The following is a 13562-nucleotide window of genomic DNA, read 5'->3' as shown; positions in this document are numbered from 1 at the left end:
GCCTGCCGCGCGACGCCGATCGCGCGATGCGCCGCCTCGCGGCAGGCGGCGCTCTCGCGGTCGTAGCACTCCACATCGAGCAGCAGACCGCCGCGCGTTGGGTCGTCCAGCAGATCGAGCAGGCCGATCAGCATCCCGTCGCGGATATCGGCGCGCCCACCTGCGCGGGCGAGCGCCAGATCCGGGTCGTAGATGGCCTTGGTGCCTGCGGCGGTCATGACGCGATTCCTCCTCCGGGCTCATCGTCGACGAGGCCGAGCGCGCGACAGAGGCGATAGATCCGGATGGTTGTGTCGACGCCGAGGAGCGCCTTGATCTCGGCGATCTTCTTGTCGACGTATTTCTTGGTGATCGGCAGCGTCGCGGCGATCTCGGCGGACGAATGCCCCTCCAGCAGGAGGCGCAGGACATCGCCGCGACGCCCCGCCAGCAGCTGCGAGCGGACGGTGGCCTCGGCACCCGCGAGGTGCAGGTCGAGCCGCGCCTGGAGCATCGGCTCCACATAGCGTCCTCCCAAGGCGACGCAGCGCACCGCCCGCCACAACTCCTCCGGCAAGACCCCTTTGCCCAGATAGCCCGCCGCCCCGGCGTCCAGACAGGCGCGCACGAGGTCAGGCTGGGCGTGAACGCTGAGACAGATGACACGCACCTCGGTCCATTGGCGCTGCAGTGCGGCGATGGTCTCCGCCCCTCCTAGGGTGCAGAGCAGGCCGTCGCGATCGGGCATGCGCAAATCCAGCAGAACGACATCCGGCTGCAAGGCCCGCGTATCGCGCAGCATCTGGCTGCGAGTGGCACAGGCGCTGACGATTTCCACCGCCGCGCCGGCGACCTGCGGCAACAGTTCCGCGACCGCCGTGCGCAGCAGGGCCTCGTCCTCCGCAATCAGGACGCGAATGGGTGAGATCCTGAATGTGTCAAGATCAGGTACCGCCCTGTGCTCATCAGAGGCCAGTCGGAACGGGCGGCGAGGACGCAGAACCCTTTGCGCAATCATGAATTTAGCCCTGTGTTCGTGCATTCCTGGTCAGCATAGCGATGCGCATCAGGTACACAAGGCGTCAAAGACGCCAATTGTTCCGCCAACGCTGCAGCAAGTGGCGTCAAAGACGCCTAGGCAAGCCGCTCACGCCTGGCTAGTGTGGATTTCAGACCTTGATCCTGGCTCCCAGCCACCGCCCCGTCTGGAGACACACCTGATGAACAACACAACATCCTCGGTATCGATCGAAGCAGCGCGTCGACCTCGGCGCGTCCGCCGATGGGCGCTTGGACTGGTTCTGCTACTCGCCATCCTGGGTGGCCTGAGCGGGTACGGGCGGACGCTGGTGGCGCCGCACCCGGAGCGTTTTGCGCCCGGGGTGACGAACGACGGTCCGGCGCTGACGGCGATCCGACAGACGCCGGTGGCTCAGGCCTTTCTGCGGGATTTCCAGACGCAGGCGCATTGGTCCTCGTGTGGACCGGCGAGTCTGCGCAACGTCCTCCATTCACTGGACCGACCGCTCGAGCACGAGCGCGACCTCTTTCAGGGCGACACGGCGCAGTGGCTACGGATGCTGGTGACGGGCATGACGCTCGATGAGGTGGCGGCGCTGGCCGAGTCGACCGGGATCGGGCCAGTGCGGGTGCGACGTGATCTGAGCGAACCGGAGTTTCGCGCCCTCCTGGAATCCCTGAGCACACCTGGACGCCGGCTGATCGTGAACTTCGACCGGGCTCCGATTCATGGCGTGTCGCTCGGGCATTTCTCGCCCATCGGCGGCTATGAGCCGGCGAGCGACCGGGTGCTGCTGCTCGACGTCACCCCGGGATTCGGCGTGCAGCTCGTTCCGGTTGGGCTGCTCTACGCGGCCATGCACACCCAGGATCCGGTGAGCGGGCGTCTGCGGGGGCTGATCCAGATCGATGCCGGACCACGCGATGACTAGACGCTATGGATCCACGGGTGGCTCGGGGCCGCAATCGGCCAGCCGTGCTCGCTCATCCATGCGCGGTCATGGCCCGCACCATCCGCAGCACGCGACGTCCGTAAGCACGCGCAATGGCGGCGTTCTTCCAATGGTGATATCGGCCAACGCCCAGCTCGAGGTCACCCGGCGCGGATTGGATGGCCTCGACAAGGATCTCGGCAGCGATTTCGAGGTTGGTGTGGGCATCGAGCAACTGGACCGGATCCGCCACCTTGTCGCCGTGCCAATGCAGATTGATTTGCATCAGACCGACATCGATCGCCTGAGGGCGATGGCGGGCCATGAGCTGCCGAAGCGCTCGCACGGCGGCCTGGCGAGACCGATGGAACTCTGGACCTTTGGGTCCGCGCAGGGTGTAGGGCCAGGGTGCGGAGGTGTGCGGCCCGACGCGATGACGCGTCTCTTGCAAGGCGACACCGTAAAGCAGTCGGGGGTCGAGTCCGTGACGACGCGCAACGTCCGTCCAGACGGTGCCATCCAGGAAGCCCGAGGCATCCGCACCTGCCCTCAACGCCGGCGCGGTCCCCGTGACAACGGATACGAGCGATGCAGGCGTCGCGGCTGACGTGGGCGCGGCGGCGACCAGCCGAATCGGCGGGTGATCCTGCGCCGTCGCGGCGACCGAGCAGAACAGGACCAGGAACAGAATGAATGATGAATGGAGCATGCGCATAAATGATTCATCCGATCAATCGACCATCAGAGGTTCAATCAATGCACGAGTCTATCCAGCCTTTTCATTTTTCTGGCGCAATAACGGTTAATTTCACTGCAACCGTTCATCGTCATAAACGGTCACTTCGGATTAACCGTTCTTCATTGCGCGGCAGCGTCCCACTGCGCAAGACTCATTGCAGTGCACATCCTCGACACTCGACTGACCAGATCGCCGCAGCGCGGCGGCTCGGTCGGCCGCCCCTCAGCTCGGAGGAGAATCCCGCGATGGCTATCGACCCCAGCGAAGAGACGACCACTTCAGCGCCGCCCCCGCCCTCGGACGCCGATCCCCGTCAGCCGACTGCAGCGGTCAAGGCCGCAGCATCCGGTCGCTCCACCCGCGCCTATCGTCACAGCCGCCCGGTGTTTGATCGCCAGATCCGCATTCACAGCGAGTATGCACGTCGGCTCGTCAGCCTCCGACAGTTCCGCCCTACCATGACCGCCCTCTACGGTATCGACGTCATCCTGCGGATCGTCGCGACCGATGAGGAAGCCGATCAGTTCGAGACGGTGATCACCCAGCGGCTTGAGGAGCTCAGCGCGGCCATCCTCGCCGACCGCGAGCACTGGCAGCTCGAACTCGAGCGGCACGACCTGCTGAAGGCACGTCCCCGCTACACCCATCCGGTCGATCTCAAGGTACAGATCGCCTCGCCCCACATCGGCGCCTATACCCATCTGATCCTCGAACTCGACCAGGTGATGATCGCGATCGACACCCTCTGGCTGTCGGGTCTGCTCTCCAGCAAGGAGCGTACGGAGATCGAAGTCACCTGGCGCAACCGCCTCGGGCGCGCCGCCCAGAGCTTCATCGAGCTGCATCGCTACGCCTATGACGAGGCGAAGCGACGGGGTCAGCGTGACGCGGTCGACACCGCCTCCCGCGAGATCGTGACCGTAAGCGACGAGGACTTATCAGGCGAGACGGACAGCGATCCTGACACGGAATGACGTGCCAACCGAGTCACCGATGGCGCAGAGGACCGTATTCGGATGCATCGAAGACCTGATCCGATCCATCAAAAACGGTAAACGTGCAATTAACCGTTCACAAAATAATCATGCTCCGCATCCCTTCATGATTCACCGGTCTTTATTCGATGGTCTGCGCTCAAACAAGCCACTTACGGTCGATTGAGCGCCATGCATGCACGCAAAGAGGCTTAAATGGAAAATCAAGACATCACCATTCTCCTCTTACAGAGGATGACCCAACAATTCCACGAAGCAGACTATGAGTGCGCGCTTCGACTTGGGCTCGATTGGGATGAGATTCGCGTATTGGAAGAGCTGTCGCTCCTGGACTTCCATGTCCTGACGACCCTGAGTCCGCACTTCATCCGGATCGACATCCAGATCGATCACGTTCAGCTCGAGCTAGCCCTTCGCCGCGTCGTCGATCACAAGCGCAGCCAGGAAATCCAGCAGCGTCTCCTGGTGCACGGCGCGCCGCGACACCTGATGAGCCGGCTCTATGGCTGGATCCCGCAGCAATATCGCAGTCAGCGCCGGATGCTTCACCTGGATGAGGAGTTCCCTAACGGCGGGCGCCCACCCAATCCCACCGTGACCGAGGAGGAGACCATCCTGGCCCACTGGGACCACCTCGTCGATCTGGATTTGGCGGAGCGCTATCTGGAGACCGCCCTGGCGGCCAAGGTGAGTGTTCGTCAGGTCTGCCGTGCGCTCAGTCTGCGCGAGGAGCGCGAGCGTGAGGCACTCGGCGCGACCGCCTCCGTGCGTCTACACGGGGTGGCATCCGGAGCCCATTCCCAATCGATATCCTCAATGACCAATAGGAGTCGATAGCCCATGCGGCAGGCGATTCTCGACCTTATCGAGCGATGTCAGCGCATTGAGGGCTTCGCCGGCAAGCACTCCTGCCCCCTGAATGGGCAGGTCGTGCTCTGGGAAGGCGTCTCGGACGCCGGCATTGAGGCGCTCGGCCGCCTTCAAACGCGCGGTCAGATCGCCTTCGTCGCCCGCAGTCCGCTGGTGTATCTCACCGACGGGCAGATGCTCCGGCTGCCGATCGCCAAGCGCCGCAACCACACCTACAAGCGACCCCTTTGGTATCCGGTGACCCTCTCGACGCCCGCGCAGGTGGCGGCGCACACCGCGCCGCTGCGCCAGTCACGACGCACGCAAGGGACGCCAAATCATGTCCCACGTTGCGCCTAATTTCTGGCCCCGTCGGTGCAGACCGGTGCTACTTGTCTTGGCGCTGACGAACGCGCCTCATCTGGTGGCGGCAGAACTCGCCCGGTTCTACGAGCGTCAGGCCGAGGGATGGTTCTGGTATCAGACTGAGCCTTCTGTACCGCCCCCCACGCCAACGGAGCCAGAGCCGGAATCAAAGAAGGAGCCACCTCCCACGCCGTCTTCGGAAACACCGGCCGGCAAGATCGCATCCTCAGGATCAGCGCCGCTCTCAGCGGCCTGGCTGCGCGCCCATCTGGAGGACTACCGGCTCCAGGCGATCGACGACCCCAGTCCGACCCGGGTCGCGCTCTACCTCTATTTGCAGAAGCTCGCCCTCGACAAGGCATCGCGCTTCACCGAAAGCTTTCAGCGCGTGGTGCAGGCCGATCCCTACCTCGACGAGACCACCCGCCGCCCGGTCGGCAACTACGCCAACCTGCTCAACCGCGTGGCCGGCGAGCAGCGCGACCAGGTCCTCCAGACGTTGGCCAAAGAGGCCGGGATCTGGCTCTTCTACCGCTCGGACTGTCCCTATTGCGCAGCCCAGGCGCCAGTGCTGCGGCTCCTCGCGCAGCGCCAGGGCTTCGCCATCCAGGCCATCGCGCTGGATGGCCGACCGCTGCCCGGCGGGGCCTTCCCCGACTTCCGCCCGGATGCCGGACAGGCGCAGCGCCTCAGGGTCGTCTCGACCCCGGCGCTCTTCCTGGTGCGGCCGCCGGATGGGATCGTCCCGCTCGCGCAAGGGCTGCTGTCCCTGACGGATCTTGAGCAGCGCATCCTGCTCGCCGCCCATGAGGCGGGCTGGATCGATGCAGACAGCTACGACCGCACCCGCCCGCTAGTGGCCGCGCTCTCGGTGGATGCGTCCGATGCATTCCCAGCGGAAGTGCCCGAGGACCCGACGGACTTCCTCGCGCTGTTGCGTGAACGCGCGCGAGGAGGCCTGGCCGCGGGCAAGGCCAGTGCTGCCGATCCGCTCATCGTGCCCTAAGCGAGGCGTCCAATGCCGACTCATCGTCCTGACCGACCTTGGCCGAAGCTAGCCCTGACGGTCGCCCTTTGCACCGCCCTCCCCGCCCAGGCCGACCTGAGCGATGAAATGGACAGCCTCTTCGGCACCCTGGTCAATGTCACCGAGCCCTCCGCGCACTTGGGGCAGCGTCGGGGCGTGCTTTCGGGCGGCTCGATCGTCTCGCGCAACCGCATCACCAATGTGCATCCGATCTCCATCGTCCCGCCCTCCTACGAGGCCGGCTGCGGGGGCATCGACCTCTTCGGCGGCTCCTTCTCCTTCATCAACGTCGAGCAGTTCACCAACCTGCTGCGCTCGATCGCCTCGAATGCCGCGGGCTATGCCTTCCAGTTGGCGCTGACCACCATGGCCCCCTCGGCGGCGGAGATCATCGAGCAGTTGCAGAAGAAGGTCGCCCAGATCAATGCCCTTTCAGCCAACTCCTGTCAGCTCGCCCAGGGTCTGGTGAACGATGCTGCCTCGGCCCTGACCGGCAAGCGCTATGGCGAGGCGAGTCTGATGGCCGACCTCTATGAGATCGGCGACGTGTTCGAGAACCGCTCGACGGTGACGGGCAAGGGTCCGTTGGAGACGGTCTACGAGCAAGTCCCGGCGGCGGCCGCCAAGCAGTTCGAGGGCAATCTGGTGTGGAAGGCGCTGACCGATCATTCGGTGCAGAGCTGGTACAGCCACGGCGACAAGGCCCTGTTGGAAGCGCTGATGAGCCTCACCGGGAGCCTCATCGTGGGCTCAGCGGGTGGCGGCTTGGAGACCAGCGATGACGGCGGCAAGAGCCTGTCGACCACCTACCTGGAGGCCACCCTGACGGTCAGCGACCTGCTCTATGGCAGTGGCGAGGGCGATCTGCAGCAAGTCCTGATCTGGCGCTGCGCATCGCTCTCGGAGTGTCGCGAGCCGACGCAGGACACTGTGACCCTGGAGGGATTGATCCCGCGCGTGAGTGCCTTGCTGATCGGCGATGCCGGCGACGCGGGACTGGTGCAGAAGTTCAAGCTCGGGATAGAGACCCTCTCGGCCGAGGAGCAGGGCTTCATGGAGCAGGTGCCTTGGGGCCTGGGTGGAGCCATCCGCACCCTCGCCCGCCAGGAGCCGGGCATGGCGCTCGCCTTCGCCGAGCGTGCCGCACCCATCATCGCCATCGAGCTGGTCCAGGTCCTGGTGCGCGACATGCTGAGCAGTGTGCGTGTGGCGAGCGGCACCCTGCAGCACACCCATGCCACGATGCTGATGCAGCATCTAGCGGCGGTGCGCGAGGACATCTGGACCGAGTACGACACCCTCGCCGCCCGCTACGGCAATCCCAACGAGTTGCTGGAGAGCTACCGCAATCTACTCGCGCTCTATCAAGCCCCCAGCTATCTGGACGTGATGCAGGCAACCGAGGGCCAGGGCGATGCGGAGCCGGGCCATGAGTGAAGATCCCTTGCGCGGACTGAGCCAATGGGTGCCCGGCCAAGGAGCATGCTGAGATGTGGACCCTCTACTCGATCGGCGATCCGGTCTTTCTCCAGCAGGTGCTCAATGCCGTGGCCATGTTGTTCGGCTCGGCGGACTTCCTGCAGTTCGTCGCCATCGGCTTTCTGATCGGAGTGCTGATCATCGCCTTCCAGGGGCTGACCCAGGGGGCGCAGGGCATCCGCTTTCAGGGGATGCTGGTGTCCTTCCTGCTCTATGCCCTGCTGTTCGTACCGACGGTCTCGGTGACCATCGAGGGGGCCTACTCGGGCACCGCGCGAGTGGTCGACAACGTCCCTCTAGGTCCGGCGGTCGTGGGGTCGGCGGTGTCAAACCTGGGCTATGGGGTGACACGGCTGTTCGAGCAGGTCTTCACCACGCCGCCCCTGACCGAGCACGGCTATGTCGATGCCCTGCAGGTACTGGCAACGGTGCGCAAGACCGCCCTGTCGCGTCTGACGACGGGGGATGCCAACAGCCCGACCGAGGGTGCGGACGTCGAGCAGTCCTGGATCAACTATGTGGCCGACTGCGTGCTCTATGGCGTGGACCGCCAGATCAATGGGGCAAGCATGGATGCCATTCTCAAGGCGACGGATATGGACGCGGCGCTGCAGACGCCGATCGTGACCGGGACGACCGAGATCCAGCTTGGGACCACCCGTGAACTCCTGCCTTGCGTGGATGCCTACAGCCGGTTGCGCAGCTACACCAATCGCCAGTTCCTGCCCAAATTCCGGCAGGCCCTGGCGGCCAAGCTCGGGACCGAGGCGGCTGCGGTCGACACCCGGGTCAATGGTGCACTCACGGCCTTGGCTCGTGACGCGGTCGATGCCCAGCAGTACATGGTCATGGCCGCCCTACTGCCGATGTTCGAGAAGGGGGTGGTGCAGCACTACCGCAACCTGGGCGATCAGGCAGCGGCAACCCAGACCAGTCAGGCGATCCAGCAGCGTAACAGTCAGTGGGCGACCGAGCAGAACCTCTTCGTCGCCATCATGAAGCCGATGATGGTCTACTTCGAGGGCTTCATCTTCGCCATCGGCCCCTTCATGGCCTTCGTCATCGGACTGGGGCCGATCGGGATCTCCATGGTCGGGAAGTATCTGATCTTTGGGCTCTGGATCCAGCTGTGGATGCCAATCCTGGCGGTCTCCAATCTCTATCTGATCCTGACCGCCCAGCGGGCGTTTGAGGCGCTGGCGGATCAAAACAGCGCGGTGCTGCCGTCGTTTCGGGCGCTCTACGAGAGCGATCTACTGCTGCAGAGCTACCTGGGGACCGCGGGGATGCTGATCGCCTCGACCCCGGCGATCAGTCTGATGCTCATCTATGGCAGCGCCATCACCGCCACTCATCTGGCCGGGCGGCTGCAAAGCGGCGACCACGTTAATGAGCGGCTGACCGCGCCGGACGTGGTGCAGCCGAGTGCAGCCAGCACCGTCGGGCCACTGATGCAGACCACCGCGCTCGGCGGAACCCATGCCCCTGGTGCGCAAGGGATGGTCTGGTCGTTCAAGGCCGGGCAGTCGGCGCAGGCGACGCTGCGCTCGGCCGAGCTCAGTGCCGAGCAGGCGCAGGAGAGTTTTCAGCGCACCTTCGGGCAGGCATTCGCGCAGTCGGCGGCGGCGAATCAGCAGACGGCGACGCAGTATGCGTTGGGGCAGAAGTTCGATGCGTCCTATAGCCGGGCGGATGCGGCGGTCGCCGCAAGCGCGGAGGAATTGTCACGACGATTCAGTGAGTCCGGTCTTAGCCAGGAGGGGCTGAGCACCCTGCTCAGTGCCGGACTCAAAGGGGCCATGGCGGGTGCGACACAGGCGCGCCTCGGAGGAGACCTCGCCAGTCAGATCAGCCAGAAATACGGCGTCACAGACAGTCAGGCTTCCGAAGTCGCCCAAGCCATTGCTCAAAAGGCATCCACAGACCAACAGCTGAAAGCCGCCTTCACCGAAGGCTTGGCAGCCGACATCTCGCGCAGCCATGGGGAATCGTACGCCGAGGGACTCACGCAAAACGACACGTCACAGTTGACGCGAAGCGCCCAGAATGTCCTGAGTACGACGCACTCGTACGAGCAGGCAGCGACCTTCGCCCGCTCGGTCGGCACGGACGCCAGCTTCAGTGCCATCGAGACCTCGGCGATGCTGCTCAGACAACCCGCGACGATGAGCCGACTGGAGCAAGCGATCGATCGTTTCGGCCTCTCGGGCGATGCCGCGCGCCAAACCGACGGACTGCTCGCCGGTGGCGTGGTGGGCGATCCCGTGCAGGCCCGCGCCATCGCCGGCATGGGACTGCTGCTGGGCTTCTATGGGGGTGCACGCACGCAGACCATGACACCGACAGAGCGGCAGCGGGCAGAAACGGCGGCAATGCGCATCTATTCCGGCCTGCTCGGGGTGAACGTCCCCGAGGGACTCGACCCACGGGTCAATGCCACTCTTGCCAACACGACGCCAGCACTGGGGAGCGTGCGGACGGCTGTCACCGCCGCAGGCTTGCACGATAGCCAGGACCGAGTCAGTACGGGCTTGAGCAGCCTGCGAGTCAATGCAGATGGGACCATCGCCCAGGTGACGACAGGCCCGGAGCAGGTGGAGACCTTCGCGGCTGGAGCGCGTCAGTCGGTTGCGGACCAGGGAACCGTCCAAGTCAATCGGCTGCGTGCGCAACGGCAAGCCGAGCTCCTGAAGACGATCGACCAACGGGTCCAACTGCCGGCACCCGCCGCGCGCACCGTCCAAGAGCACGTCGGTGGATTGATGATCCAACTGGGTGAGTCGGGCGCCCTCGCTCAAGCTGGAGTCATGGGCCTAGTCGGACAGGCGTCGGCGAGTGCCGCAGCAGCCCTGGCCTATGGCCAAACCCTCTTGAGCGGCTCTGGCTGGGAAGCAGCCCGAACGGCCGGCGAAACCGCAGCAGGTGGGGCGCAAGGTTGGACGCACGCCCGCCAGACGATGGTCGAGGCGCGCCTCGACGAGATTGCTGGCTATGGGCTGACGGCTGCGCAGACAGACCTTTACCGAACAGCGTCTCAAACCACCCTGTTCGCCTTCGCCCCGAGTGAAGCCCAGCAGACAGCCCGCACGACAGTGATCGGGGAAGCGCCGTCGGTCGCGACCGGAGAACAGATCGCCACCCTGATCGAACGCGCAGTGACCGCTCGAGACGACAGTGATCTGCGCCTGATCGGCGCCTACAACCAAACGCACCAGATAGAAGAGCCGGTCGAACCTGCAGTGCCTGTAGGGCAGCTCGGAGAGCACCTGCTACCCCCAGCCGCAGTCACCCTTCCAAATTCGTCATCCGCCGCAGGCGACGACGGAAAAAAAAACGCTAGCCTCCACGCAGCGGCCCAACTCGGCGGACTCCCGCTCCAACACCTGAGCGTTACCGGAGGTGCACTAGGAAACGTCTTGGACTTGATCGCGGCCCCAGAATCCCACGGGAACTACAACGCCTGGTACCGCCACGCCGATCAAGACCAGGTGATCCTCTCAGCGCTGACCGTCAGCGAAGTACAGGCGCTACAGAGTCAATTGCTAGCGCAAGGAAATGGCGGCTCAGCAATCGGACGCTATCAGTTTCTTGCCGACACGCTCGCCGATCTGACGCAGCGCCTGCAGCTCAGCGGATCAGAGCCCTTTACTCCGGCCCTACAGGACCGCCTCGCACTGACGCTTGCTCGCGATGCAGGCATCAACGACTGGGCCTCCGGACGCCTCGACGACGACAGCTTTGCCTACAACCTATCGCGGATCTGGGCCGGCTTGCCGAAGGATGCCTCGAATCTCAGCTACCATGATGGCGTCGGAGACAACGCAGCCCAGATCGACTATGCGCGGGTCATAGACACACTGACGACGATTCGGCAGGGAGATCGTCCAGTCCTTGCCGCATCCGTCTCAGACCTATCGCGCGCACCCGCGTCGATTCCAGCTCGATGAGCTCCACCCATCGAACTCCATCCGTGAAGCCCGCCGCCCGCCGACATCGGGCGTTACATCGACCAGGCTAATCTCTGGTCAAGCGACAGCGGGTACTCGACGCGCGGGGAACCGGGTTTCGCGGTTGCCTGAGATCATTGCCCTCTGGACTATGCTCTCCTGGTGCGCGACTTCCACTTCAGCGGCCATCTGGGATGCACATGCCAACAGACCATGAACAAGCGGGCTGGAAGCCGATCCACTGGATCGTTGTCCTGCTGTCGTTTTTCGTCGCCGGCCCGCTCGGGATGCTGCTCACGGCCCTCGCATGTCTCCTGTGGACCCGTCGAGCACCAGGAGCGGCAAGCCCATCTGCACCTCGGCGCGCAAGGGTTCCCATGGACCCATTCTGGAAACCCTTTCCAGATCCAGAGGATCCGCTCAAGAGCCATCGGGATCTGTTCGAAGACTGATGGAGTTCGCTGACTCTGGCGATTGACCCAAAAGCGACATAGAGCCTGACCGGCATTCAGAAAGATCGTCAGCGGAAGCCCCTGCATTCCAGCTCGAAGCTGGACGCTTTCGCACACGTCGAGCGGGTTCGTCTATCGGATCGCTGCGCTAGCACTGCAGGACTCAGTGTCAGCATGGCGAGGCCAGAGATAAGTAGCCCGCAACAAGTCCGAAAAAACGACCGTTCCATCAGATCACAACCGCAGAGATCGGCGCAGCAGACAGGCTAAAGTCGGCCATACTCCGTCATTCGCAAGGTGGCGGCTATGACAACGAAGGGCGGACGATCAGTTGTCTCCCGCCGGCTCCAGCTCGAACATCAGAAGCAGGGTGCGCTGCAGCATCGGGTCATAATTGTCGTCCGAGATCAGATAGACATAGGTCTTGCCGTCGGCGTCGCGGCGCAAAGAGACGCCTTCGAAATTGTCGATCGCCTCGCTCATGTCGAATTGGGCGATCTCCTGGCCATCCAGGCGTGCGCCGGGCTTCACGGCGGCCGCATCGACCTCGCGCAAGGCGATGACGAGCCCCGAGAACAGCCCAAGAAAGCGGCGCTCCAGAAGGTAGAGATGCGTGCCGTCTGGCCCCATCGCGGCATCGGAGATGTGATAGGGCGGATGGAAGGCGACATGCAGCATGCCAGCCTGGGCGCAGGACTTCGGCGTTGGATAGCACACCAGCCAGGCGTCCAGGTCAGGGCTGTCGTCGTGCGGGGACTCAATGACGGCGAAGAGGGTGTGGGCGTCGAATCGGGTCAGTCCTTCCAGGCCCTGATTGTTGTCGCCGACAGCAACCCCCTTGGGCATCGCCACCGGCTCGGGCAGCGCATCGAGAGCGCGCCCGGTCTCGTAACGCCACACACGCGCCTTCCGTTCGAAGCTGACCAGCACCGGCCCGTCGGGACCTGCGGGCGACAGCGCGGCCAGGCCCTCCGCGTCGCCACGCGACTTCGGCATCGTCTGGCCATCGAGATCGAGCATGTCGGCCAGTTCGGCATGCGTTACGCCGGCCAGATCGCCATGGCGGTCATACACGATGTCGGCGCGGAGCCAATGCGCCTCGTCTGATTGGGAGAGCAACCGCTTGCCGTCGGCGCTGACGATGAGTCCGGACCAACCTCCGAAGCGTGGATCCGGCGAGGAGAGTTCAAGACCACCGCGATAGATCAGTCGACCGACGCGATCGATGTCCTCGCCCCGGGCGGACAGCCGGTGACGTTCGTAGGAGATCGGGATGGCATCGGCGAGACCCGGGGTCGCTGGTACCTCGTTGGCGCAGGCGCTGATCGTCACCGCCAGCGTGCTCAGCGCAATCAGTCGGACCAGCGCGCGTGCGATCACGCGAGCCACCGCAGCGGTGCATGCCGCACGCCGGACAGTAGCGTCGGGTTGCCCAGCCCGCTATGGGCCTTTTCTTCGATGAAGAGGGAGGTCAGTCGCTCGATCATCGCTCCGCCCACTTGCTCGTGCCGATGGTTTCACCCATGCCGGATGAGCCGAGTGCGGGCACGAGGTGCTGGCGGCCTTTTACTTTCTGCAAAGACAGGTTCCGCATCGTTCGATTTCGCCATAAGGGCCGACAGGATGACAGTCTCCGATCAGAGATTGCGCGATTGCAGAGATGCCGCTAGCTGTCGCGACCTGCCAACGGTCTGCAAACATCCGCGTGGGCTTTAAGGGACTGAATGTGGCGCGGCGGCGCGGGCTCTCGCACTGGAGCACGAGCCTGAGCAGGCCA

At 64.3% G+C, this 13562-nt stretch carries 10 protein-coding genes and 1 pseudogene; 7 read left to right on the top strand and 4 right to left on the bottom strand.

The features are described 5' to 3' along the window. Both THIDRDRAFT_RS18025 and THIDRDRAFT_RS18020 read right to left on the bottom strand, forming a co-directional pair. A pseudogene (locus tag THIDRDRAFT_RS18025) lies at positions 1 to 218 on the bottom strand (hypothetical protein); the annotation flags it as partial. After that, positions 215 to 997 carry a response regulator transcription factor gene (locus THIDRDRAFT_RS18020; RefSeq protein WP_007042336.1) on the bottom strand — a complete coding sequence of 261 codons (783 nt, stop codon included), beginning with the start codon at positions 995 to 997 and terminating at the stop codon, positions 215 to 217. The pseudogene THIDRDRAFT_RS18025 and the gene THIDRDRAFT_RS18020, both read right to left, overlap by 4 nt. Before the next feature lie 202 nt (positions 998 to 1199). On the opposite strand from THIDRDRAFT_RS18020, the gene THIDRDRAFT_RS18015 reads away from it, so the two are divergent. Continuing rightward, positions 1200 to 1931 carry a phytochelatin synthase family protein gene (locus THIDRDRAFT_RS18015; RefSeq protein WP_007042335.1) on the top strand — a complete coding sequence of 244 codons (732 nt, stop codon included), beginning with the start codon at positions 1200 to 1202 and terminating at the stop codon, positions 1929 to 1931. A gap of 52 nt (positions 1932 to 1983) precedes the next feature. Here THIDRDRAFT_RS18015 and THIDRDRAFT_RS18010 read toward each other — a convergent pair whose 3' ends face one another. Then, positions 1984 to 2640: a lysozyme family protein gene (locus tag THIDRDRAFT_RS18010; protein ID WP_159105429.1), complete on the bottom strand. Its 657-nt coding sequence runs from the start codon at positions 2638 to 2640 to the stop codon at positions 1984 to 1986. Positions 2641 to 2915: 275 nt separating this feature from the next. On the opposite strand from THIDRDRAFT_RS18010, the gene THIDRDRAFT_RS18005 reads away from it, so the two are divergent. The 6 genes from THIDRDRAFT_RS18005 (at position 2916) to THIDRDRAFT_RS17980 (ending at position 11333) form a co-directional block, all read left to right on the top strand. Continuing rightward, complete coding sequence (locus THIDRDRAFT_RS18005; protein ID WP_007042333.1) at positions 2916 to 3644, top strand: DUF1845 domain-containing protein; 729 nt, start codon at positions 2916 to 2918, stop codon at positions 3642 to 3644. Between the two features lie 216 nt (positions 3645 to 3860). Continuing rightward, positions 3861 to 4502 (top strand): STY4526/YPO1902 family pathogenicity island replication protein, encoded by a 642-nt coding sequence (locus THIDRDRAFT_RS18000; RefSeq protein WP_007042332.1) that lies wholly within the window; start codon positions 3861 to 3863, stop codon positions 4500 to 4502. A gap of 3 nt (positions 4503 to 4505) precedes the next feature. Continuing rightward, positions 4506 to 4874, top strand: a complete 369-nt coding sequence (locus THIDRDRAFT_RS17995; RefSeq protein WP_007042331.1) for a hypothetical protein — start codon at positions 4506 to 4508, stop codon at positions 4872 to 4874. Continuing rightward, positions 4855 to 5886, top strand: a complete 1032-nt coding sequence (locus THIDRDRAFT_RS17990; RefSeq protein WP_007042330.1) for a conjugal transfer protein TraF — start codon at positions 4855 to 4857, stop codon at positions 5884 to 5886. Before THIDRDRAFT_RS17995 ends, THIDRDRAFT_RS17990 begins: the two co-directional genes overlap by 20 nt. Positions 5887 to 5898: 12 nt before the next feature. Continuing rightward, a complete protein-coding gene (locus THIDRDRAFT_RS17985) occupies positions 5899 to 7344 on the top strand; it encodes a conjugal transfer protein TraH (RefSeq protein ID WP_007042329.1) in 1446 nt (481 codons plus the stop codon). 53 nt (positions 7345 to 7397) lie between these two features. Then, positions 7398 to 11333, top strand: coding sequence for a conjugal transfer protein TraG N-terminal domain-containing protein (locus tag THIDRDRAFT_RS17980; protein WP_007042328.1), 3936 nt, complete (start codon positions 7398 to 7400; stop codon positions 11331 to 11333). 779 nt (positions 11334 to 12112) lie between these two features. Here THIDRDRAFT_RS17980 and THIDRDRAFT_RS17975 read toward each other — a convergent pair. Then, positions 12113 to 13165, bottom strand: a complete 1053-nt coding sequence (locus THIDRDRAFT_RS17975; protein WP_007042327.1) for an esterase-like activity of phytase family protein — start codon at positions 13163 to 13165, stop codon at positions 12113 to 12115. Positions 13166 to 13562: the final 397 nt, after the last annotated feature.

This window comes from Thiorhodococcus drewsii AZ1, assembly GCF_000224065.1.
Classification (GTDB): Bacteria; Pseudomonadota; Gammaproteobacteria; order Chromatiales; family Chromatiaceae; genus Imhoffiella; species Imhoffiella drewsii.
The sequence above is the reverse complement of the archived record's forward strand: the minus strand, read 5'-3'. Positions and strand labels throughout refer to the sequence as shown.

Excerpts from the sequence above, each read along its gene's own strand:
- THIDRDRAFT_RS18020 (WP_007042336.1), bottom strand. The coding sequence starts at position 997 with ATGATTGCGCAAAGGGTTCTGCGTCCTCGCCGCCCGTTCCGACTGGCC.
- THIDRDRAFT_RS18015 (WP_007042335.1), top strand. The coding sequence starts at position 1,200 with ATGAACAACACAACATCCTCGGTATCGATCGAAGCAGCGCGTCGACCT.
- THIDRDRAFT_RS18010 (WP_159105429.1), bottom strand. The coding sequence starts at position 2,640 with ATGCTCCATTCATCATTCATTCTGTTCCTGGTCCTGTTCTGCTCGGTC.
- THIDRDRAFT_RS18005 (WP_007042333.1), top strand. The coding sequence starts at position 2,916 with ATGGCTATCGACCCCAGCGAAGAGACGACCACTTCAGCGCCGCCCCCG.
- THIDRDRAFT_RS18000 (WP_007042332.1), top strand. The coding sequence starts at position 3,861 with ATGGAAAATCAAGACATCACCATTCTCCTCTTACAGAGGATGACCCAA.
- THIDRDRAFT_RS17995 (WP_007042331.1), top strand. The coding sequence starts at position 4,506 with ATGCGGCAGGCGATTCTCGACCTTATCGAGCGATGTCAGCGCATTGAG.
- THIDRDRAFT_RS17990 (WP_007042330.1), top strand. The coding sequence starts at position 4,855 with ATGTCCCACGTTGCGCCTAATTTCTGGCCCCGTCGGTGCAGACCGGTG.
- THIDRDRAFT_RS17985 (WP_007042329.1), top strand. The coding sequence starts at position 5,899 with ATGCCGACTCATCGTCCTGACCGACCTTGGCCGAAGCTAGCCCTGACG.
- THIDRDRAFT_RS17980 (WP_007042328.1), top strand. The coding sequence starts at position 7,398 with ATGTGGACCCTCTACTCGATCGGCGATCCGGTCTTTCTCCAGCAGGTG.